The sequence below is a fragment of the Arthrobacter sp. MDB1-55 genome (assembly GCF_059092925.1).
In genome coordinates, this window is sequence record NZ_JBNHID010000001.1 from 819,864 (window position 1) to 839,082 (window position 19,219).

Below are 19,219 nucleotides of genomic sequence, written 5' to 3' on the forward strand. Positions count from 1 at the left end.
GCATCTACTGTACTGCCTAACCACGCCCTTTACGCATTTGTTCCCGCTGAACATCGGGGCTGGCCGGGCGTGCATCCCTGGTCGGGCGTCGGCGCCGCAGCTTGGTCAGCACAACCCCGAGAACGACAAGCGCTCCGCCAAGCGGTTGGTTCCAGCTGAAGGTTTCCCCCAGCACCAGAACACCGGCGATCACTCCAACGACAGGAGTGAGGTAGGTGACTGAGGACGCGCTCGTCGCGCCCCAACCGGTGACGATCTCGGTGTTCCAGATGTAGGCGAGCCCCGTACTCAGCGCACCGAGAGCAAGGATGGACAGTACTACGGGTAGCTCCAGAACTACCGGCTGTAGCGCGGTGAAGGGAGCCAGCACAAGCGCGACGACGGCCCCCAGCCCTACCTGGACAAACGCCACTGACGCCGCCGGCAGGCCAAGCGGGCTGATGAAGCGGCGGATCCAGACGAATCCGATGCCATAACACGCCGTGGCACCAAGGCACATCAGCTGCCCGGCCAGTTCCCCGCCGCCGCTCGTTGGCGCGCCGACCGGCAGGCCGACCACCACCAGGACTCCCAGGAATCCGAGCGCCAGTCCGCCCGCTGCACGGCGTGTCAGCCGCTCGCCGGGCAAGGCGAGGATCGCAACCAGTGCGGTGAGCAGCGGCGTCGTTGCGTTGTAAATGCTGGCCAGCCCGGACGAGATCATGGTCTCCGCAGCCGCAAACAGGGTGAAGGGGACTACACAGAGAAACGCCCCGAGGACGAAAAGGTGCCCCCAGACCTTGAGTCCGCGCGGAAGGGGTACCTTGCCGCCCCAGACCACCAGGCCCAGGGTCAGCGCACCGATCAGCAGCCGACCCAGAACCACCTGACTGGGTGAAAGCCCCTCCAACGCCACCTTGATGAACAGGAAGCTGCATCCCCAGGCCAGAGCGAGGAAGGCGAAGCGCAGCACAAGGCCAAGAGTGGACGGTGGATTCATGCACCGACTCTAGCGCTGCAGGGAGAGTTCCGACTCGCGGGTTTCAGCCATCATGGTCGGGGTTTCGCGCCGGCCCTCCACCAGCCGGTACAGCACCGGAACCAGAACCAGGGTCAGCAGGGTCGAGGAGACCAGGCCACCGATGACGACGACGGCGAGCGGCTGCGAGATAAACCCGCCTTCCCCTGTCAGGCCGAGTGCCATCGGGGTCAGGGCGAACACCGTTGCCAGCGCAGTCATCAGGATCGGACGCAACCGTTGCCGGGCTCCACGGGTGATTGCGTCCGCAACGCCGAGCCCGGGCGAACCATCATGCGGGCGTCGATACTGGTTGATAAGGTCGATCAGGACGATTGCGTTTGTCACCACGATGCCCACCAGCATCAGCATGCCGATCAGCGAAGGCAGTCCCAGCGGGATCCCGGTGACCACCAGCAGCGCAATCGCTCCGGTGGCCGCGAACGGAACCGAAACGAGCAGGATCAGCGGCTGGATGAGGCTCTTGAAGGTGGCGACCATGATCACGTAAACGATTGCCACCGCCGCCCAGAGTGCGAGGAAAAGCTGCCCGAACGACTCCGCCTGCTGCTCGGACGCACCGCCCAGTGTGGCCGTCGCACCGGCGGGAAGCGTCACCCCGTCCAGCCGCTCGGTCACCGCAGCGGTGAGCGCACCCAGGTTGTCTTCCGAGGGCGTGATGGAAATCTGTGCCGTACGTTCACCGTTGGAACTGGTGATCGTGAGGGGAACCTGCACTTCCTCGACCGTCGCCACGTCCGTCAGCGGTACCGGTCCGGCAGGAGTCGGAACCGAGAGATTGCGCAGTTGGTCGATGCCGGTGATCTCGGTCCCTTCCCCGATGAGGATGGGATAGTCGGTGGCCTCCAGACGGACCGAGCCACCGGGGATGGCGCTGATGTTGCCTCCCAGCAACGCGCCGATCTGCCCTTCGGTGAGACCCGCGCGTACTGCCGCGGCGCGGTCCACACTCACCTGGATCTGTGGCTGTGCGGATGCCAGGTTGGACGTAATGTCCCGCGCTCCCGGTACCCCCTCCAGAGCGCCGACGACGGCGTCACTGGCCTCGGCCAGAATGTCCGGCTCCGGCGCGGTGATGTCGATGTCCACGGTGCTGGAGGTGCCGAAGCCGCCCTGTTGGCTGGATAGGGAAATGTTTCCCGCGTCTTCGAGTTCATTGAGCGCGGCGCGGACGTCATTCTGGAGTTGTTGCTGGTCCGCGTCCTCCTCGGTGGTCACCGTGAACTGAGCGGTGGAAGCTCCGGCTGAGAATCGTGCGCCGAGCGCTCCCGGAGCGTTGCCCACGGTTACCTGAACGTCGCGGATCTCCTCGAACCGGGACAGGACCTCCTCCACGCGCCCGGCCTCCGCTACGGTGTTCTCCACACTGGATCCCGGTTGCTGGCGCTGGGAAATGCTGAAGCTGTTCTGACCGGAGTTGCCGAGCAGGTTCGTCTGCATGAAGGGCACCAGTGCCACGGTTCCGGCAAGCACAAGGACACCCGCTACGACGGTCCACACCGGGTGGCGTTGCGTGACACGCAGGACCGGAAGGTATCCGCGCTGCAGCCAGGACCGTTGCTCCTTCTCCTCGGCCAGGTGCCGTTGCCTTGCGGCGGCCGTCTTGGGGTCCATTCCATCAGAGGAGCGGGTGGCGCGCGGCAGGAACCAGTAGGCCAGCACCGGGACGATGGTCAACGACACTGCCAGTGAGGCCAACAGTGCGATGGTGACGGTCAGCGCGAATGGACGGAAAAGCTCGCCAGCGAGGTCGCCGACAAAGGCGATGGGCGCGAAGACCGCCACCGTGGTCAGGGTAGAGGCGGTGATCGCCCCGGCCACCTCGCGGATGGCGGTGAGAATAGCCGTTCGCTTGTCCTCCCCATAGCTCAGGTGCCGCTTGATGTTTTCGATGACGACGATCGAATCGTCAACCACACGGCCGATGGCGATGGTCAGCGCACCCAGCGTCAGGATGTTGAGTGAGTAGCCCGTGGCCGCCAGTCCGATGAACGTGATCAGCAGTGACAGCGGGATGGACACGGCCGTGACCAGCGTGGAGCGTGCCGAGAGCAGGAACACCAGAATAACGACGACGGCGAAGCCAAGTCCCAGCAGTCCTTCCGTGGTGAGGTCGGCGATGGACCGCTCAATGAACGGAGCCTGGTCGAAGATGACCGTGATACTCGCTCCGTCGCCCAGTTCAGCTTCAAGCTCGGGAATCAGGGCAGTCACGGCGTTGGAGAGCGTGACGGTGTCGGCGGAAGGGACCTTAGTAACGGTCAGTGCGAGTGTCTCAACGCCGTTGGTCCGGGTGATGGAGGTGGCGTCGTCGTCGGCTATGGCCACTTCCGCAACCTCACCGATGGTTGCGGCCTCCGCCGGTGCAACGCCGTCCACCCGCTCCGAAGTCAGGATGGGAAGGTTCCGGATGTCGTCGAGGGACTCGACCGGACTCCCGGCCTGGATGGTGAGGGAGCGTTCGCCCTCTTCAAGCGTGCCGATGGGGAACAGCTCGCCGTTGTTCTCCAGTGCGTCCACGATGTCACCGACGGCGACTCCACGCTCGGCAAGATCGCCGTCCCGCGGCAGGATGGAGATGTGCTGTTCCGCGCCGCCGGTGATCTCAGCGCTGCGGACGCCTTCAACCTTCTGCAGCCGCGGCACGGTCAGCCGTGCAAGTTCCTCGCCCAACGTGCTGAGCGGCTGATCCGAGGACACTGCCATGAACACCACGGGCAGGTCATTGATGCTGCCGGCCAGGGACTGGGGCTCGACCTCCTCGGGGAGGACAGGACGGACCGTGGAAATGGCTCGGTCCACCTGGGCGCGTGCCCGGTCAAGGTCGGTGCCGTAGGCGAACATAAGGCTGACCGTTGAAACGCCGTTGCGGGACGTCGCCGATGACGACTCCAGCCCCTCCACACCGCTCAGCGCGCTTTCCAGGGGCTCGCTCACCTGCTTGTCCAGGTACTCAGGGCTGGCGCCGGGCAGGGAGGACACCACGGTGACCTGGGGGAACTCCAGTGAGGGGATGAGCTCCTGCTTGAGGGAGCCCATGGTGATCACCCCGAACACCGCCGCGAAGACGGTGATCAGAGCGATCAGTGCGCGATTCCCCAGGGAAAGCTGCGCCAAACGGAACATTGGTTCTGCCTTCTGCGGGCAACCAGTCCTGGCGGCGCCGCTGTCTACTTGAGTCCCAGGACCTCGTCGGTCATTGACAGGATGTCATCAGCCAGAGACTCATTCTCGTTGAGTTTCGTGCCGTAGCCAGGGATCATTTCCTTCAATTTGGGCTCCCAGGCAGCAAGCTGACCGGGGAAGCATCGGCGGATCAGCTCGATCATGATCGGTGCCGCCGTTGATGCGCCAGGGGAAGCACCCAGGAGGGCGCCGACAGTACCGTCTGCCGAGGTGATGACCTCGGTGCCGAACTGCAGGACGCCGCCCTTGCCGGGCGCCTTCTTGATGACCTGTACACGCTGCCCGGCGGTAATCAGTTCCCACCGGTTACCGTCAGCAGAAGGGACGAACTCGTTGAGGTACTCGTTCTTCGCTTCACGCTTTTTGAGGACCTCGCTGATGAGGTACTTGGTCAGCGGGATATTGTCCTTGCCGACAGCGAGCATCGGCACGAGGTTGGACGGGCGGATGGACGAAGGCAGGTCCAGCAGCGATCCGCGCTTCAGGAACTTGGTGGAGAAGCCTGCATAGGGGCCGAACAACAGGGAACGCTCACCGTTGACATACCGGGTGTCCAGGTGCGGGACCGACATGGGCGGAGCTCCGACCGATGCCTGCCCGTACACCTTCGCGTTGTGCTGGTTGACGGTGTCCGGATTGGTGCAGCGAAGGAACTGTCCCGAAACGGGGAATCCTGCGAAGCCGCGTCCCTCCGGAATACCGCTTTTCTGCAGCAGGTGCAGCGCGCCACCGCCGGCTCCGATGAACACGAAGCGCGTGTTGACGGTGGAGGACTGGCCGGTCGCGCGGTTGCGCACCGTCACGTCCCAGCGGTTCTGAGAGGTCTTGGAGAGGTTGGTGACGTCGTGTCCGTAGCGGAGGTCGACGTCGTTCTCGCCAAGGTAACTCGTGAGACTGCGGGTAAGCGCGCCGAAATCGACATCGGTTCCGCCGGCGACCCGGGAAGCAGCAACCTGCTGCGACGGGCTGCGGTCCTTCACGAGCAGCGGCGCCCACTCGGCGATGGCGGAGTGGTCCGTGGCGAACTCGATGGACTTGAAGAGCGGCTGTGCGCGGAGGGCTTCATACCGGCGGCGGAGGTACTCCACATTGCCTTCGCCCCACACAAAGCTCATGTGCGGAACGGCGTTGATGAAGCTGCCGGGGTCACCCAGGTGGCCGTTCGAGACCATGTGCGCCCAGAACTGCCGGGAGATCTGGAACTGCTCGTTGATGGCGATGGCCTTGGCCGGATCCACTGAGCCGTCCCTCGCCGCGGGGGAGTAATTCAGTTCGCAGAGAGCTGCATGGCCGGTTCCGGCGTTGTTCCAAGGGTCGGAGCTTTCCAGCCCTGCACGGTCCAGCCTCTCAAAGAGGCTGATGCTCCAGTCGGGCTGCAGCTGCTTGAGGAACGCACCAAGGGTTGCGCTCATGATTCCGCCGCCAATAAGAACGACGTCAGTGTGGTTCGCGGGCTTTCCCGCCTGGCTGTCAGCAGTCACGATGGGTCTCCAATAGCAAGGGCGCTAGCCCTAGAAGCGTAGCCTCTGGGAGAGGGGTTCCCTAAATTGGAAAGGCCTCCCGGGGCGTGATCCTTGTCCCAGTTCACGCGCCCTGACATTCACGCTGCTCAGTCCCGCGCTTCGGGCGTCGGCTGCTCGACTTCGGCGAGGTCGATCATGTTGAACACCTCGTGCATCACGGGGCTCACCGGATAACTGAGCACTTTGGGGGAGACCACCGCGGCCGAGATAGGAAAGGCCAGAGGGACGGCCGGGATATCGACGGCGATGCTCTCGTTGATGTCCCGGTACGCGGCCGTCCGGTCCTCTCCGTTCGGCAGCGTGACAGCGCGGGCGATCTTGCTGAACAGCTGGCTGTCGCGGAACGCGAACTCCTCGCTGTAATCGCTGAAGAGCTCGCCGACGAATGTGTCCGGATCCTGATAGCTTCCGCTCCACCCGAGCAGGTGGAAGGCGCGTGCGTCGTCATTCTGGACAGTCTCGATATAGCCTTCGGACCACTCGGTGGGCACGGGCTGGATATTGAAGCCGGCTGCGGTGAGCTGCCGGCTCAACTCGGCATAGACCTTCTCCGGGGAGGAAAGGTAGGGGCGCGAGACGTTGCGGGGGTAGTGGAAGGGGAGGGGCTCGCCGTCGTAGCCTGCCTCCGCGAGCAGTTCCTTCGCTCGTTCCGGGTTGTAGTCGTATTCGGTCAGCTCATCGTTGGTGACGCCGAGTTTGGGCGGAGTGAACTGGTTCGCGGGACTTGTGCCGTTGAGGAAGCGGCCCTCGATCAGGGCCTGCTTGTCCACAGCATGGGCGACTGCCTGCCTGAACAGTACGTCGTCGACGCCGGGGAAATCCTGGTTCATACCGAGGTAGAGGACCGAGTAGGGGTCGCGCTGAAGAATCTGCTGTCCCTGACGGGCGAGTTCCGCTGCGTTATCGACCGTGACGAGGTCGTATCCGTCGATCTCCCCCCGGAGCAGGGCCCGCAGCCTCGCGTCGGTGTGGGGGAGGGTGCGGAAAGTCACCGTCTGTATCTCGCCCGGGGTGCCCCAGTACTCCTCGAAAGCGCTGAGGGTCACCTCGCCCTCCGACCACGCCTCGAAGGTGAACGGTCCCGTGCCCACGGGGCTGAGGGCAAATTGGGAGAGCCGCCTGCCGTCCTGTTCCACGGTCAGCTGGTTGGCATTGAGCTCCTCGAGGGCCTTGGGCGAGGCTATTCCGAACGCCGGCAGCGCGAGGGCCGGAATGAAGGATGTCAGCCGCCCGGTCAGCTGGATGAGCACCCGGTGTTCCCCGAGCGGCCGGCAGGAGTCATAGAGTGACTCCTCGGGAGCGTCGGAGAAGGCCTTGAACACGGACTTGAAAGCGATCGATGCGTCGAGTTCCCGCGTTTCCGGCGGCATCGTGTACCAGCGCTCGAAGTTCGCGCAGACAGCCTCCGCGTTGAATGGCTCGCCGTCGTGAAAGACGACGTCCTCCCGCAGCTCAAACGCATAGGCGCGGCCTTCGTCGCGTTCCTCCCACGATGTGGCCAGCAGGGGTGCCGGTTCCGACGTGAGGGGATCAATTCCGACCAAACCCTCCAGCATCTGGCGCGTGATGCGGTAGGACTCGGTGTCGGCGACGAGTGCCGGGTCAAGGCCCGCAGGGTTCGCAGCGGTACCGAAAGTGAACGTGCCGGTGGTGGTGTCTTCCACGGGGACCGGGGCTGCCGACGTGGCCGCCGCCGTCGTCGTCGGTGTGGGCGCCGGGGTAGCAGCGGTGCACGCAGTCAGGCCGAGCACCGTTGCCGCAGCAAGCGGACGCAGCAGGGACGCCGGCACATTACGACGGCGGTGCATGGGGCTCGCTGGCATGGTCTCCTCGGGCGCGGGTGCAGTAGGCAGTGACTGCGGACGGAGTTTCCAGTGTAGGTCACAGGGCTGGCCGCAGCCTGAGAACCAAGTGGCCGGCGGCCAAGGAAAAGGCGGGTATCCGCACCGGAATGCAGATACCCGCCTTCGGTCCCTGAACCTGATTAGAGGAGTCGGATCAGGGAGTCATGAGGGGATTGCTCCCCATCTGCGCACAGCGCTGGCTACTCAGCCGGCGGCATCAGGATGGCATCGATGAGATAGACAGTGGCATTGGCGGTCTGAACGCCACCGCAGATGACCGCTGCGCCCTCTTCGCCGACGGTGATTGCATCGCCTTCACCCTCAACCATCAGCTCGGCGCCGTTGACTGTGGTGTGGGTGCCTGCAACCTCATCGGGAGCGAGCTGGCCCTCGACAACGTGGTAGGTCAGGATGCCCTGCAGCAGATCCGCGTCCGTCTGCAACGACTCGACCGTAGCCGCATCAAGTGCCTCGAAGGCCTCGTCAACCGGTGCAAACACTGTGAACTCGCCGCCGTTCAGAGTGTCAACCAGGTCAACATCAGGATTGAGCTCGCCCGATACAGCAGCCGTCAGCTGGGTCAGCAGGGGGTTGTTGGAAGCTGCGGTGGCGACCGGGTCCTGAGCCATTCCTGCAACCGAACCGTCGCCCTCGGGCACCTGCTCGGCGTATCCTTCACAGCCAGGTCCAACGAGGTTGGCTGCGGGGTCCATCGCCTCGTCGGAGGCCTCGCTTGTCATCTCCTCCGTTGCCTCGGCAGTTGACTCGGTTGTTGTCGACTCCGTCGTTTCCGTATCGCTGCTGGCGGTTCCTTCGCCGCCGCCGCATGCTGCCAGGCCGAACATGGCCACAGCCGCGACACCGAGTACGGAGAGGTTCCTGCTCTTCAGAAGTCCCATTACATTTCTCCTTAATTCATACCGACCCGTTCGGCAAACCCGACGGTCCGAAATACCGGACGAACATCGTGTCGATGTCTCACGTCTAGTTCGGGTGAGGGATGAGAGTGGATGGGTGGTCGATACAGAAACTTCCGGACAGCCTCTGGGCCGGTCGTTAAATGGATCAGCCCTCCACCAGTGGTGGAGGGCTGATCGCCCCGGGGTGAGCCGGACGAGCATTTCGCTGTGCGCAAGGGGGGACTCGAACCCCCACGTCCGAAGACACTGGAACCTAAATCCAGCGCGTCTGCCAATTTCGCCACTCGCGCGGGCTGCCGGCCGGCCGAAGCCGTCCAACGCACGATCCATTGTACTCAGGTCGAACGTCGTTCAGTCCTCCGGTTACGGCCGTAGCCGAAGTCAGCTGATTCCGAGGTCACGCCGCAGTTTGGCGACATGACCGGTGGCCCTGACGTTGTACTGGGCCAGCGCGACCTGACCGGATCCGTCGACGACGACCGTTGACCGGATGAGGCCCTCGTAGGTCTTCCCGTAATTCTTCTTCTCGCCCCAGGCTCCCCAGGCTTCCGCCACGGCATGGTCGGGATCTGACAGTAGGGGAAAGGTGAGCTCCTCTTTCTCGCTGAAGGAGCGCAGTTTGGTTTCCCCGTCCGGTGAAATGCCGATCACCCTGTAACCTGCGGAAGCGAGCGATGCGAGACTGTCGCGGAAATCGCAGGCCTGCGTCGTGCACCCGGGTGTAGCCGCTGCAGGGTAGAAATAGACAACGACGTTCTCGCCGGCGAAGTCGCCTAGCGATACGGTGGAACCGTCCGCCGATGTGAGCGTGAAGTCGGGAGCGCGGTCCCCGGTCTGAAGTCGTTCTGCCATGTGAGTCTCTCTCTTCGGTCTCAATTGTGCATCAGCCGTGTGGCTCTCCGGATTTGCGGCCAAGCCCCCGCTATCATATGTGGGTGGATTTGAAGGTCCCCCAAGAGAACCGCACAGGGCGGCGTGGGGCGGAAGGAAGTTTTCAGCTGATGCCGGATCTCGAGCAATGGCCTACAGGTCGACTACTGACGACGGCCGCTCGGTTGGTGGAGCATGCATGGAATGAGCGTCTGGTTTCCATCGGCGTCACGCACGCCGGTGTGATAGCCCTCGGCGTATTGGAGTCGCAGGGTGCCATGACTCAGGCCAACCTCGCCCAGATGGTGCGTGTGCAGGCCCAGACCATGGGCAAAACCTTGTCACGTCTGGAATCACGCGGACACATCGCGCGGGTTCGCAGCGAGGTTGATCGTCGCAGCCACGCGGTCTCGATCACACCAGCCGGCCGCCGTGCCCTGGCCGAAGCGCAGGACGTCGAGCGCACGCTTATCGCCGGCGAAGGACTTGTGTCGAACGAACTCCGATCCCATCTTCAGGGAGTTATCCGGGATCTCGGCGCACCGCGCTGGAGCTGGGAGACTGCTGCACCCGGTGCAGGTGTACCAGAGGTGGTCGTAACAGGATCCACCACCGGTTCCGGCGTCTGATTCGTCGCGCCGACGGGGGACGTGACAGTCCGCACCCCGTGCACGCTCATCTCCTGGAGGCGGCAGGTTGATCCGGCCGCCTCTTTCATTTCCGGCGGTGGGGCAGGGCGGTAGGGAACATCGCCGGACAACAAAGAATCCTCCCGTCGGACCATGTCCGACGAGAGGATTCTTTCCCTGTGCACCCCCCGGGACTCGAACCCGGAACCCATTGATTAAGAGTCAATTGCTCTGCCAGTTGAGCTAGAGGTGCCTGCGAAATTCGGTTCAACCGCCCTCCGCAACAGCACTAAACTCTACCAGCACTTTGGCGAAATGTTTAAATCGCGGCACTGAATGTGAGCTACTGCATCTCGACCTGCAGAATCCGGGATCCGTTGCCCTCATTGGTGGCGATCAGCAACCCGTCGTCTGGACCGGCGATGGTGTCCCGCAGCCGTCCATAGGCGCTGTCAAAGAAGCTGACCGGTTCCTCGGCGAAACCGTCGGACAACGGAACCTTCCATAGCCGTTCGCCCCGCAGCCCCCCGACGTAGGCAATGTCCCCGACAATGGCCAGACCGCTGGGGGAGGACGTCGCTGTGGACGGCCAGACCACCTGGGCGTCAATGAAGTTGTTGTTGCCGGGCGCTCCTGTGACGGTCGGCCACCCATAGTTGCCGCCGGGCACGATGAGATTCAGTTCGTCATCGCGATCGGGTCCGAACTCGCTCGCCCACAGCCGATCCTCGGAGTCCCAGGCGAGCCCCTGCACGTTGCGGTGACCGAGCGAGTACACGGCAGTGCCGAAGGGATTGCCGGGCGCGGGCTCCCCCTGGGCGGTCACCCGGAGAATTTTCCCACCCAAGCTTGCCTGGTCCTGTGCGTTTCCGGCCTCGGCGGCGTCGCCTGTGCCGATATACAGGTAACCGTCGGGCCCGAACTTGATTCGACCCCCGTTATGGATGTTCGCCTTGGGGATCCCGGTCAGCACCTCCTCAAGGCCGCTGAGACCACCCTCCTCCTCATAGGCCATGCTCACTACTCGGTTATCGGCTGCGCTGGTGTAGTAAAGGAACACCCGCTGCTCCTCGGCAGAGCCGGGAGCGACAGCGATTCCCAGAAGGCCGCCCTCGCCACCTGCGGCGATGGCGTCCTCAACGACCCCGACTACCTCGACCCTGCCGTCCCGGATGCGTTTCACTTCCGCGCTGTCCCGCTCTGTGACGAGCAGGCTCCCGTCCGGCAGGAGCGCCATTCCCCACGGAAGTGCGAGCCCGCTCGCGACGTTGCCCGTGACCGTCGGTTCGGCCGGTGGCGGATCCGGTTCGGGGACGGGCGCTTGTGAAGCGGACGGGGGAGGCCCGGACTGCTGCACGATCGGAGCGGGCTCGGCTCCGCCGTCGCATGCAGTTAATCCGGTGAGAAGAACGGCTACTACGGCCATACCTGTGCAGTGTCGGCGGGATACGACCGGGCGGTGCATTGGTCAGTACTTCCGGTGCGGGGTGGGAACGACCGTCTCCCCGGAGGTCATGCTCCACTCATCCGCGCGACCGGCGGTATGAGCAGGCACCGGTGATGGAGCATCCGCAGACGTGAGCGCGCCTGAGGTGGATCGGGGCGCGGAATCGGTTCCGGAGCGGCTCAGATGCCGGAGAACCGTTAGTGCCACAGCGAGAAGAAGCAGGGCCCAGAGTGCCGGGTCCAGCCGGTCGTCCCGCTTGTCCTGCCGCGCGGCCCGCATGACTAGAACGTTACGACCACCGAAAACCGCTGTCCATACCGGCGCGTTTAGGCTGATTCCATGACACCTCCTGCCATTCGTACTGTTTCCGTGCCCGACCGCGATCTTCTGGACGCACTGCAGCCGGCGCCCGGCGGTCTGGACCTTGTCGTGTGGGACTTCAAGGATGCGCCGGTGGGTGCGGATCTGGAAGACATCGACGTCGCGATACTGCCCTATATGCAGCGGGGAGATCTTAGTGACCAGCTGCAGTCCGCTCCGGCGCTCAAGTTGGTCCAGACGCAGTCCACCGGGTACGAGGGCGTGGCGGAGATGGCCGGGGACGGCGTCGCGGTGTGCAGCGCCGCTGGAGTCCACGCAGCGGCTACGGCGGAGATGGCCGTTGGACTGGCCATCGCATCGCTTCGCGGCATCGATGTGGCGGTGCGCAACCAGCGGGAGGGCCAGTGGAAGCCGGCTCGTTATCCGGGGCTGGCTGACCGCAGCGTCCTGCTGCTCGGAGTCGGCGGGATCGGAGAGGAGATCGCCAAGCGCCTCGACCCGTTCGAGGTCGAGCTCACAAGGGTGGGCAGCACTGCACGTTCTGATGAACGGGGACAGGTCCACGGCAGCGACGAACTTGTTGAACTGGCCGCCCGTCACGACGTGCTGATCGTTATCACACCGCTGTCTGACTCGACGCGCGGCCTGGTGGGGCGCGAGGTCCTGGCCGCGTTGCCGGACGGCGCACTCGTAGTGAATGTGGCACGGGGCCCCGTGGTGGATTCGGAGGCCCTGACGGCAGAAGTCGTCAGCGGAAGGCTCCGCGCCGCGGTCGACGTATTCGATCCCGAGCCGATTCCCGCAGGGCACCCGCTGTGGAGCGCCGAGAACGCGATCATCACCCCCCATAACGGCGGAAATACGGGCGCATTCTGGCCGCGGATCGTTCGGCTGCTGCGGCGGCAGCTCGAAGCACTGGCTGCGGGGCAGGAGCCCGCGAACCTCGTGGTTCGAGGCCCTTGGGGCTGAAGCCGCGGTCCCGGTTCGGGAGACGTCTGAGCGCTACGCCATCCCGATGAATGCCTGCATGAACAGTTCGAAATCAGCGCAGTCGTCTGCCTGCTCAAGCCGGAACTGCCTGTCGGAAGAGGTCCTGAGGGCCGCTTCCGCGGTAACGCCGAAACGGAACGTTCTTCCGGTGTTCGTACCTACCTCGTAATCCCCGTCCGTCAACCGGATCGCATGGGACAGGTTGGTCATGTTCAGTTCCACCGGAACGCCTCCGCCCGTGAGGGTCTGGCCGTTGACGGGCGCCACCATGAGCTCGGCGGGTTGCCAGCGGTAACCGATGACGTAGTATCTGGGCCGATTGATGCGCGCACCGTGCGCATCCCTGCCCTCGCGCCGCTCATTCGCGGCGAAGACCAGGTTGTAATCGCCATAGTTCGGGATCTGGGAATCGAAAATTCCCCGCAGTATGGTCTTCAGGGCGTCGCTTCCGGACTCGTCGTGGAGATCGTGCGGCAGCTGGGGGGTCATGTGGGAAGCCTGGGTAGGGAAAGTGCCGGCGGGATGGCTGGTCAGAATGCGGCAGCCGACGGCGGCCGCATGAAGTCCGCGCGACCACCCTACCCGAAGAACCCAGTAGCGTCCGGTTCGCTTCCTGAAGTGCGGATGTTCGACGTTGCCGAACGCTGATTGTGGTGCGTAACACGCGCGCGGGCACTTGTAACAGGTGGGTCACACGCGCGAGCCGGTGCCGGGCCGGGCCTAGACTTTGATGCATGAGCGTGGAAAGCGAAGCGAAGGTAACACCAGACATCAAGCCAAGAAGCCGTGCGGTCACCGACGGTATGGAACGCGCACCTGCCCGCGGCATGTTGCGCGCCGTGGGAATGGGCGATGATGACTTCGCCAAACCGCAGATCGGCGTAGCGAGCTCCTGGAACGAGATTACGCCCTGCAACCTTTCGCTGAACCGGTTGGCGCAGGGGGCGAAGGAGGGCGTGCACGCTGCCGGGGGCTTCCCCATGCAGTTCGGCACCATCTCGGTCTCCGACGGTATCTCCATGGGCCACGAAGGAATGCACTTTTCCCTCGTCTCGCGGGAGGTCATCGCCGACTCCGTCGAGACTGTGATGGAAGCGGAACGGATCGACGGCTCTGTCCTGCTCGCAGGCTGCGACAAGTCGCTGCCCGGCATGCTCATGGCTGCCGCCCGCCTCAACCTCTCGAGTGTTTTCCTCTACGCAGGTTCGATCATGCCCGGCTGGGTGAAGCTGGAGGACGGCACGGAGAAGGAAGTCACCCTGATTGACGCCTTTGAAGCGGTGGGTGCCTGTGCCGCCGGAAAGATGTCCAAGGGCGATCTGGACCGTATTGAACGTGCCATCTGCCCGGGCGAGGGAGCTTGCGGCGGCATGTACACCGCGAACACCATGGCCTGCATCGGCGAGGCTCTCGGCATGTCCCTCCCAGGTTCCGCCGCACCGCCGTCGGCCGATCGCCGCCGCGACGAATTCGCCCGGAAGTCCGGCGAGGCCGTGGTCAACCTGCTGCGCCGCGGCATCACGGCCCGCGACATCATGACCAAGGAGGCATTCGAGAACGCCATCGCGGTCACCATGGCGTTCGGTGGCTCCACCAACGCGGTGCTTCACCTGCTGGCCATCGCCCGGGAGGCGGAGGTGGACCTCACGCTCGATGACTTCAACCGCATCGGCGACCGGATCCCCCACCTCGGGGACCTGAAGCCCTTCGGTCGGTACGTCATGACCGATGTCGACAAGATCGGCGGTGTGCCCGTCATCATGCGTGCGCTCCTGGACGCAGGCCTCCTGCACGGTGATGTGCTCACCGTGACCGGCAAGACCCTCGCCGAGAACCTCGAGTCCATCAATCCGCCGGACCTTGACGGCAAGATCCTGCGCGCAATGGATAACCCGATCCACAAGACGGGCGGCATCACCATCCTCCACGGCTCCATGGCTCCGGAAGGTGCGGTCGTGAAGAGTGCCGGCTTCGATGCGGACGTCTTCGAAGGCACCGCGCGTGTCTTCGAGCGGGAGCAGGGCGCGCTCCAGGCACTGGCAGCAGGCACCGTCAAAGCGGGCGACGTCGTCGTTATCCGCTACGAGGGGCCCAAGGGTGGACCGGGGATGCGGGAGATGCTTGCCATCACCGGCGCCATCAAGGGTGCAGGCCTCGGCAAGGACGTGCTCTTGCTGACCGACGGCAGGTTCTCCGGCGGCACCACCGGGCTGTGCATCGGGCACGTGGCGCCGGAGGCTGTCGACGGCGGCCCGATTGCCTTCGTCAAGGACGGTGACAGGATCCGGGTGGACATCCCCAACAGGACCTTCGACCTGCTGGTCGAACCGGAGGAACTCGAGAACCGGAAGGTCGGCTGGGAGCCGCTGCCCGCGCGTTACACCCGGGGAGTGCTTGCGAAGTACTCGAAGCTGGTGCACTCGGCATCCGAGGGCGCGTACTGCGGTTAGTTCGGCGCCGGTTATTGCTTTGCAGGAGGATGACGACGGCGGCTGCGTGCCGCCGTCGTCACCATCGGTTAGTGTCCAATAACTGGAACGGGTGTCCACATGGTGAGACACCGGGAGGCTCTGTTGACACTGTCGGCGGGGGAGTGAAAACTACAGGTATGCAGCACGTATCCGTAGTCCTAGTTACCAGGCGCGTGGCCTAAAGCCCCGACTGGTACTCCTACGTCACGCGCAAACCCCTCGCAGAGCCCACCAGGCTGAGGGGTTTTTTTGTTCCCACCGAACACGAAGCGCAGCACATTTGCGCAGCGATCACGCTGTGCTGGATACAAAGGAAGTTCAAGGATGTCCAAGGGATCGCCCATCAGCCCAGCGCTGATGGCAGCCAAACAGCCCGCTCCGGCGGCCCCCGTCCAGCAACCGGGTAGGGACGCAGCAACGGGCACCGCTCAGGTCAGTCCCGTCCTGGGGCCCAACCGGGTGGTGCCGCCCACTCAGATGTCCGGGTCCCAGGCGATCGTACGCGCCCTCGAAGAACTCGGCGTGGATGACATCTTCGGCCTTCCGGGCGGTGCGATCCTTCCGACCTACGACCCGCTGATGGCCTCCAGCAAGCTGCGCCATATCCTCGTTCGCCATGAGCAGGGTGCCGGGCACGCGGCTCAGGGGTATGCAATGGTCACCGGCCGGCCGGGCGTATGCATTGCCACCTCCGGTCCCGGCGCCACCAACCTGGTCACCGCAATCGCCGATGCACACATGGACTCCGTGCCCATGGTTGCCATCACCGGCCAGGTATCCAGCGCCGTGATCGGATCCGATGCGTTCCAGGAAGCGGACATCGTCGGCATTACCATGCCGATCACAAAGCATTCCTACCTGGTGACGAAGGCACAGGACATCCCCAGGGTCCTGGCCGAGGCATTCCACATTGCGAGCACCGGCCGTCCCGGGCCCGTGCTGGTGGACATCGCCAAGGATGCGCAAGTCGGGCCAATGACTTTCTCGTGGCCGCCGAAGGTGGATATCCCCGGTTACCGCACCGTTGTCCGCGGACACTCCAAGCAGGTCCGTGAGGCCGCGCGCCTCATCATGGCTTCGGAACGTCCTGTGTTCTACGTGGGCGGCGGCGTCATCAAGGCACACGCCGCTGCGGAACTGCTGGAACTTGCGGAGCTCCTCGGTGCACCGGTGGTCACCACCCTCATGGCCCGCGGAGTTTTTCCGGACTCCCACCCGCAGCACGTCGGGATGCCCGGCATGCACGGCTCGGTATCCGCGGTGACGGCGCTGCAGCAGTCCGACCTGCTGATCACGCTCGGCGCGCGCTTCGATGACCGCGTAACCGGTGTACTCGCGAGCTTCGCGCCCGGAGCCAAGGTCATCCATGCAGACATCGATCCGGCCGAAATCTCCAAGAACCGGACGGCCGACGTGCCGATCGTCGGCTCGGTCAAGGAGATCATTCCGGAGTTCACGGCCGCCCTGCGCGAGCAGTTCGCCTCCGCCGGCGCACCGGATTTCAGCGCCTGGTGGACCGTGTTGAACCGCCTGCGGGACAGCTATCCGATCGGGTTCACGCAGCCCGAGGACGGTCTCTCCGCTCCGCAGCACGTGATCCAGCGCATCGGCGAGCTGACCGGACCCGAAGCTGTCTACGCAGCCGGCGTCGGGCAGCACCAGATGTGGGCAGCCCAGTTCATCAAGTACGAGCGTCCTCACGCCTGGCTGAACTCGGGCGGTCTGGGCACCATGGGCTACGCAGTACCCGCGGCCATGGGAGCGAAAGTGGGCAACCCGGACCGCGTGGTGTGGGCGATCGACGGTGACGGTTGTTTCCAGATGACCAACCAGGAACTCGCGACCTGCGTCATCAACAACATCCCGATCAAGGTCGCGGTCATCAACAACTCGTCTCTGGGCATGGTGCGTCAGTGGCAGACCCTCTTCTACGAGGGCCGCTACTCGAACACTGACCTGAACACCGGCCACAACACCGTCCGCGTGCCTGACTTTGTGAAGCTCGCCGATGCCTACGGCTGCGCCGGGCTCCGCTGCGAGCGGGATGAGGATATCGACGCCACCATCCAGCAGGCGCTCGAGATCAACGACCGCCCCGTCGTCGTCGACTTTGTTGTCAGCCGTGACTCCATGGTCTGGCCCATGGTGCCCGCGGGTGTCAGCAACGACCTCATCCAGATCGCCCGTAACTTGACCCCGGACTGGGAGCAGGAGGACTAACAATGGCCCGTCATACCCTTTCCGTTCTGGTCGAGGACGTTCCCGGCGTCCTCACTCGCGTTGCCAGCCTTTTCGCGCGGCGCGCCTTCAATATCAACTCCCTGGCTGTCGGCCCCACGGAGGTGGCCGGGATGTCCCGGATCACCGTGGTGGTCGAAGCCGAGGGTGACCTGCTGGAGCAGGTCACCAAACAGCTGAACAAGCTCATCAACGTCATCAAGATTGTTGAGTTGGTTCCCGAATCTTCCGTGCAACGCGACCACATCCTGGTCAAGGTCCGTGCGGATGCCGCAACACGGCTGCAGGTAACCCAGGCAGCAGATCTGTTCCGTGCTTCAGTGGTTGACGTGTCCACCGACTCGTTGATCATCGAAGCCACCGGCACCGCCGAAAAGCTCTCCGCACTGCTCTCGGTGCTGGAGCCGTTCGGCATCCGCGAAATAGTGCAGTCCGGGACGCTGGCGATCAGCCGCGGCGCCAAGTCCATGAGCGACAGGGCGCTGAGAAGCGCCTAGCGGACGCGCCTCACCAGCTTTCAAGTACCCGAATCCCCGCTTGCCCACGATCGGTGGGCAGCAGAATCACATCACAGGAGAAATACAAGTGACCGAGTTGTTTTACGACGACGATGCAGACCTTTCGATCATCCAGGGCCGCACCGTGGCTGTTATCGGGTACGGCAGCCAGGGCCACGCTCACGCGCTGAGCCTCCGCGACTCCGGCGTCGACGTCCGCGTCGGTCTGAAGGAGGGCTCGAAGTCCCGCGCCAAGGCTGAAGCTGAGGGCCTCCGCGTTCTCAACGTTGCCGATGCCGTCGCAGAGGCTGACCTCATCATGGTGCTTACCCCGGACCAGGTTCAGCGCCACGTCTACGCAGACGACATTGCTCCCAATCTGCAGGCCGGCGATGCCCTCTTCTTCGGCCACGGATTCAACATCCGCTACGGCTACATCCAGCCTCCGGCCGACGTTGACGTCGCCCTCGTGGCGCCCAAGGGCCCCGGCCACATTGTGCGCCGTGAGTTTGAAGCCGGCCGCGGCGTCCCCGACCTCATTGCTGTGGAGCAGAACCCTTCGGGCAAGGCCCGTGAACTGGCGCTGTCCTACGCCAAGGCGATCGGCGGCACCCGTGCGGGCGTCATCGAGACCACTTTCACCGAAGAGACCGAAACGGACCTCTTTGGTGAGCAGGCTGTTCTGTGCGGTGGTGCATCCCAGCTCATCCAGTACGGTTTCGAGACGCTGACCGAGGCAGGTTACAAGCCTGAGGTCGCGTACTTCGAGGTACTGCACGAGCTGAAGCTCATCGTCGATCTGATGGTGGAGGGCGGCATTGCCAAGCAGCGCTGGAGCGTCTCCGACACTGCAGAGTACGGCGACTACGTCTCCGGTCCCCGCGTCATCGATCCGTCGGTGAAGGAGAACATGAAGGAGGTCCTCGCGGACATCCAGAACGGCGCCTTCGCCAAGCGGTTCATCGACGACCAGGACGCCGGTGCTCCTGAGTTCGCCAAGCTGCGCAAGCAGGGTGAGGATCACCCGATCGAGGCAACCGGCCGTGAGCTGCGCAAGCTCTTCTCCTGGATCAAGACCAACGACGACTACACCGAAGGTTCAGTCGCCCGCTGATCCATGCAGGATTGCAGGTGACGGCCGGACCGGCGGAGCTTTTCGCCGGTCCGGCCGTTCCTCTGTGTGGCGGTTGTCTCATCTGGCCTCGGGAACGGGTAATAAAGCGGGCCCGCCAGCGCTGCGACCTACACTTAACGAAACTCCCAGC

At 64.1% G+C, this 19,219-nt stretch carries 16 protein-coding genes and 2 tRNA genes; 7 read left to right on the forward strand and 11 right to left on the reverse strand.

All coding sequences use genetic code 11. The annotated features are described in order from the left end of the window. Positions 1 to 16: 16 nt before the first annotated feature. From AC5RU3_RS03965 to bcp, 7 genes are all read right to left on the reverse strand, one after another. Entirely contained in the window at positions 17 to 979 is a 963-nt protein-coding gene (locus tag AC5RU3_RS03965; protein WP_309071580.1) for a DMT family transporter, read from the reverse strand. Positions 980 to 988: 9 nt separating this feature from the next. Further along, entirely contained in the window at positions 989 to 4,144 is a 3,156-nt protein-coding gene (locus AC5RU3_RS03970; RefSeq protein ID WP_309071581.1) for an efflux RND transporter permease subunit, read from the reverse strand. 44 nt (positions 4,145 to 4,188) lie between these two features. After that, complete coding sequence (locus AC5RU3_RS03975; RefSeq protein ID WP_309071582.1) at positions 4,189 to 5,685, reverse strand: malate:quinone oxidoreductase; 1,497 nt, start codon at positions 5,683 to 5,685, stop codon at positions 4,189 to 4,191. Positions 5,686 to 5,813: 128 nt separating this feature from the next. Then, positions 5,814 to 7,550 carry an ABC transporter substrate-binding protein gene (locus AC5RU3_RS03980; RefSeq protein WP_309071583.1) on the reverse strand — a complete coding sequence of 579 codons (1,737 nt, stop codon included), beginning with the start codon at positions 7,548 to 7,550 and terminating at the stop codon, positions 5,814 to 5,816. Positions 7,551 to 7,771: 221 nt separating this feature from the next. Further along, positions 7,772 to 8,470 (reverse strand): fasciclin domain-containing protein, encoded by a 699-nt coding sequence (locus AC5RU3_RS03985; RefSeq protein WP_309071584.1) that lies wholly within the window; start codon positions 8,468 to 8,470, stop codon positions 7,772 to 7,774. A 229-nt stretch (positions 8,471 to 8,699) separates the two neighbouring features. After that, a tRNA-Leu gene (locus tag AC5RU3_RS03990) sits at positions 8,700 to 8,781 on the reverse strand. 91 nt (positions 8,782 to 8,872) lie between these two features. Then, the gene (gene bcp, locus AC5RU3_RS03995) at positions 8,873 to 9,343 is read right to left on the reverse strand and encodes a thioredoxin-dependent thiol peroxidase (protein WP_309071585.1); all 471 of its coding nucleotides are present in this window, start codon (positions 9,341 to 9,343) and stop codon (positions 8,873 to 8,875) included. A gap of 149 nt (positions 9,344 to 9,492) precedes the next feature. On the opposite strand from bcp, the gene AC5RU3_RS04000 reads away from it, so the two are divergent. Further along, complete coding sequence (locus AC5RU3_RS04000) at positions 9,493 to 9,990, forward strand: MarR family winged helix-turn-helix transcriptional regulator (protein ID WP_309071586.1); 498 nt, start codon at positions 9,493 to 9,495, stop codon at positions 9,988 to 9,990. 180 nt (positions 9,991 to 10,170) lie between these two features. Here the strand turns inward: AC5RU3_RS04000 and AC5RU3_RS04005 are convergent. The 3 genes from AC5RU3_RS04005 to AC5RU3_RS04015 all read right to left on the reverse strand — a co-directional run bounded on the left by AC5RU3_RS04005 (position 10,171) and on the right by AC5RU3_RS04015 (position 11,716). Further along, positions 10,171 to 10,243 (reverse strand) — tRNA-Lys (locus AC5RU3_RS04005). A gap of 90 nt (positions 10,244 to 10,333) precedes the next feature. Further along, on the reverse strand, positions 10,334 to 11,416 hold the full coding sequence (locus AC5RU3_RS04010) for a PQQ-dependent sugar dehydrogenase (RefSeq protein ID WP_493964903.1): 1,083 nt from the start codon (positions 11,414 to 11,416) through the stop codon (positions 10,334 to 10,336). Between the two features lie 42 nt (positions 11,417 to 11,458). Next, positions 11,459 to 11,716: a hypothetical protein gene (locus AC5RU3_RS04015; protein ID WP_493964904.1), complete on the reverse strand. Its 258-nt coding sequence runs from the start codon at positions 11,714 to 11,716 to the stop codon at positions 11,459 to 11,461. Positions 11,717 to 11,776: 60 nt separating this feature from the next. Between AC5RU3_RS04015 and AC5RU3_RS04020 the strand changes: the two genes are divergently transcribed. Continuing rightward, the gene (locus tag AC5RU3_RS04020) at positions 11,777 to 12,727 is read left to right on the forward strand and encodes a 2-hydroxyacid dehydrogenase (RefSeq protein ID WP_309071796.1); all 951 of its coding nucleotides are present in this window, start codon (positions 11,777 to 11,779) and stop codon (positions 12,725 to 12,727) included. 33 nt (positions 12,728 to 12,760) lie between these two features. On the opposite strand, the gene AC5RU3_RS04025 is transcribed toward AC5RU3_RS04020, so the two are convergent. Continuing rightward, complete coding sequence (locus tag AC5RU3_RS04025; protein WP_458115224.1) at positions 12,761 to 13,237, reverse strand: hypothetical protein; 477 nt, start codon at positions 13,235 to 13,237, stop codon at positions 12,761 to 12,763. A 33-nt stretch (positions 13,238 to 13,270) separates the two neighbouring features. Here AC5RU3_RS04025 and AC5RU3_RS04030 point away from each other — a divergent pair, with 33 nt between their 5' ends. The 5 genes from AC5RU3_RS04030 (at position 13,271) to ilvC (ending at position 19,068) form a co-directional block, all read left to right on the forward strand. Continuing rightward, positions 13,271 to 13,396 (forward strand): hypothetical protein, encoded by a 126-nt coding sequence (locus AC5RU3_RS04030; protein ID WP_493964905.1) that lies wholly within the window; start codon positions 13,271 to 13,273, stop codon positions 13,394 to 13,396. 86 nt (positions 13,397 to 13,482) lie between these two features. Further along, the gene (gene ilvD, locus AC5RU3_RS04035; protein ID WP_309071798.1) at positions 13,483 to 15,198 is read left to right on the forward strand and encodes a dihydroxy-acid dehydratase; all 1,716 of its coding nucleotides are present in this window, start codon (positions 13,483 to 13,485) and stop codon (positions 15,196 to 15,198) included. A 345-nt stretch (positions 15,199 to 15,543) separates the two neighbouring features. Further along, a complete protein-coding gene (locus AC5RU3_RS04040; RefSeq protein WP_309071799.1) occupies positions 15,544 to 17,439 on the forward strand; it encodes an acetolactate synthase large subunit in 1,896 nt (631 codons plus the stop codon). Between the two features lie 2 nt (positions 17,440 to 17,441). Beyond that, on the forward strand, positions 17,442 to 17,954 hold the full coding sequence (ilvN, locus tag AC5RU3_RS04045; protein WP_309071800.1) for an acetolactate synthase small subunit: 513 nt from the start codon (positions 17,442 to 17,444) through the stop codon (positions 17,952 to 17,954). An 88-nt stretch (positions 17,955 to 18,042) separates the two neighbouring features. Continuing rightward, positions 18,043 to 19,068, forward strand: coding sequence for a ketol-acid reductoisomerase (gene ilvC / locus AC5RU3_RS04050; RefSeq protein ID WP_309071801.1), 1,026 nt, complete (start codon positions 18,043 to 18,045; stop codon positions 19,066 to 19,068). Positions 19,069 to 19,219 lie beyond the last annotated feature (151 nt).

Coding starts and splice junctions, on each gene's coding strand:
- AC5RU3_RS03965 (WP_309071580.1), bottom strand. CDS start 979: ATGAATCCACCGTCCACTCTTGGCCTTGTGCTGCGCTTCGCCTTCCTC.
- AC5RU3_RS03970 (WP_309071581.1), bottom strand. CDS start 4,144: ATGTTCCGTTTGGCGCAGCTTTCCCTGGGGAATCGCGCACTGATCGCT.
- AC5RU3_RS03980 (WP_309071583.1), bottom strand. CDS start 7,550: ATGCCAGCGAGCCCCATGCACCGCCGTCGTAATGTGCCGGCGTCCCTG.
- AC5RU3_RS03985 (WP_309071584.1), bottom strand. CDS start 8,470: ATGGGACTTCTGAAGAGCAGGAACCTCTCCGTACTCGGTGTCGCGGCT.
- bcp (WP_309071585.1), bottom strand. CDS start 9,343: ATGGCAGAACGACTTCAGACCGGGGACCGCGCTCCCGACTTCACGCTC.
- AC5RU3_RS04000 (WP_309071586.1), top strand. CDS start 9,493: ATGCCGGATCTCGAGCAATGGCCTACAGGTCGACTACTGACGACGGCC.
- AC5RU3_RS04010 (WP_493964903.1), bottom strand. CDS start 11,416: ATGGCCGTAGTAGCCGTTCTTCTCACCGGATTAACTGCATGCGACGGC.
- AC5RU3_RS04015 (WP_493964904.1), bottom strand. CDS start 11,716: ATGCGGGCCGCGCGGCAGGACAAGCGGGACGACCGGCTGGACCCGGCA.
- AC5RU3_RS04020 (WP_309071796.1), top strand. CDS start 11,777: ATGACACCTCCTGCCATTCGTACTGTTTCCGTGCCCGACCGCGATCTT.
- AC5RU3_RS04025 (WP_458115224.1), bottom strand. CDS start 13,237: ATGACCCCCCAGCTGCCGCACGATCTCCACGACGAGTCCGGAAGCGAC.
- AC5RU3_RS04030 (WP_493964905.1), top strand. CDS start 13,271: ATGGCTGGTCAGAATGCGGCAGCCGACGGCGGCCGCATGAAGTCCGCG.
- ilvD (WP_309071798.1), top strand. CDS start 13,483: ATGAGCGTGGAAAGCGAAGCGAAGGTAACACCAGACATCAAGCCAAGA.
- AC5RU3_RS04040 (WP_309071799.1), top strand. CDS start 15,544: ATGTCCAAGGGATCGCCCATCAGCCCAGCGCTGATGGCAGCCAAACAG.
- ilvN (WP_309071800.1), top strand. CDS start 17,442: ATGGCCCGTCATACCCTTTCCGTTCTGGTCGAGGACGTTCCCGGCGTC.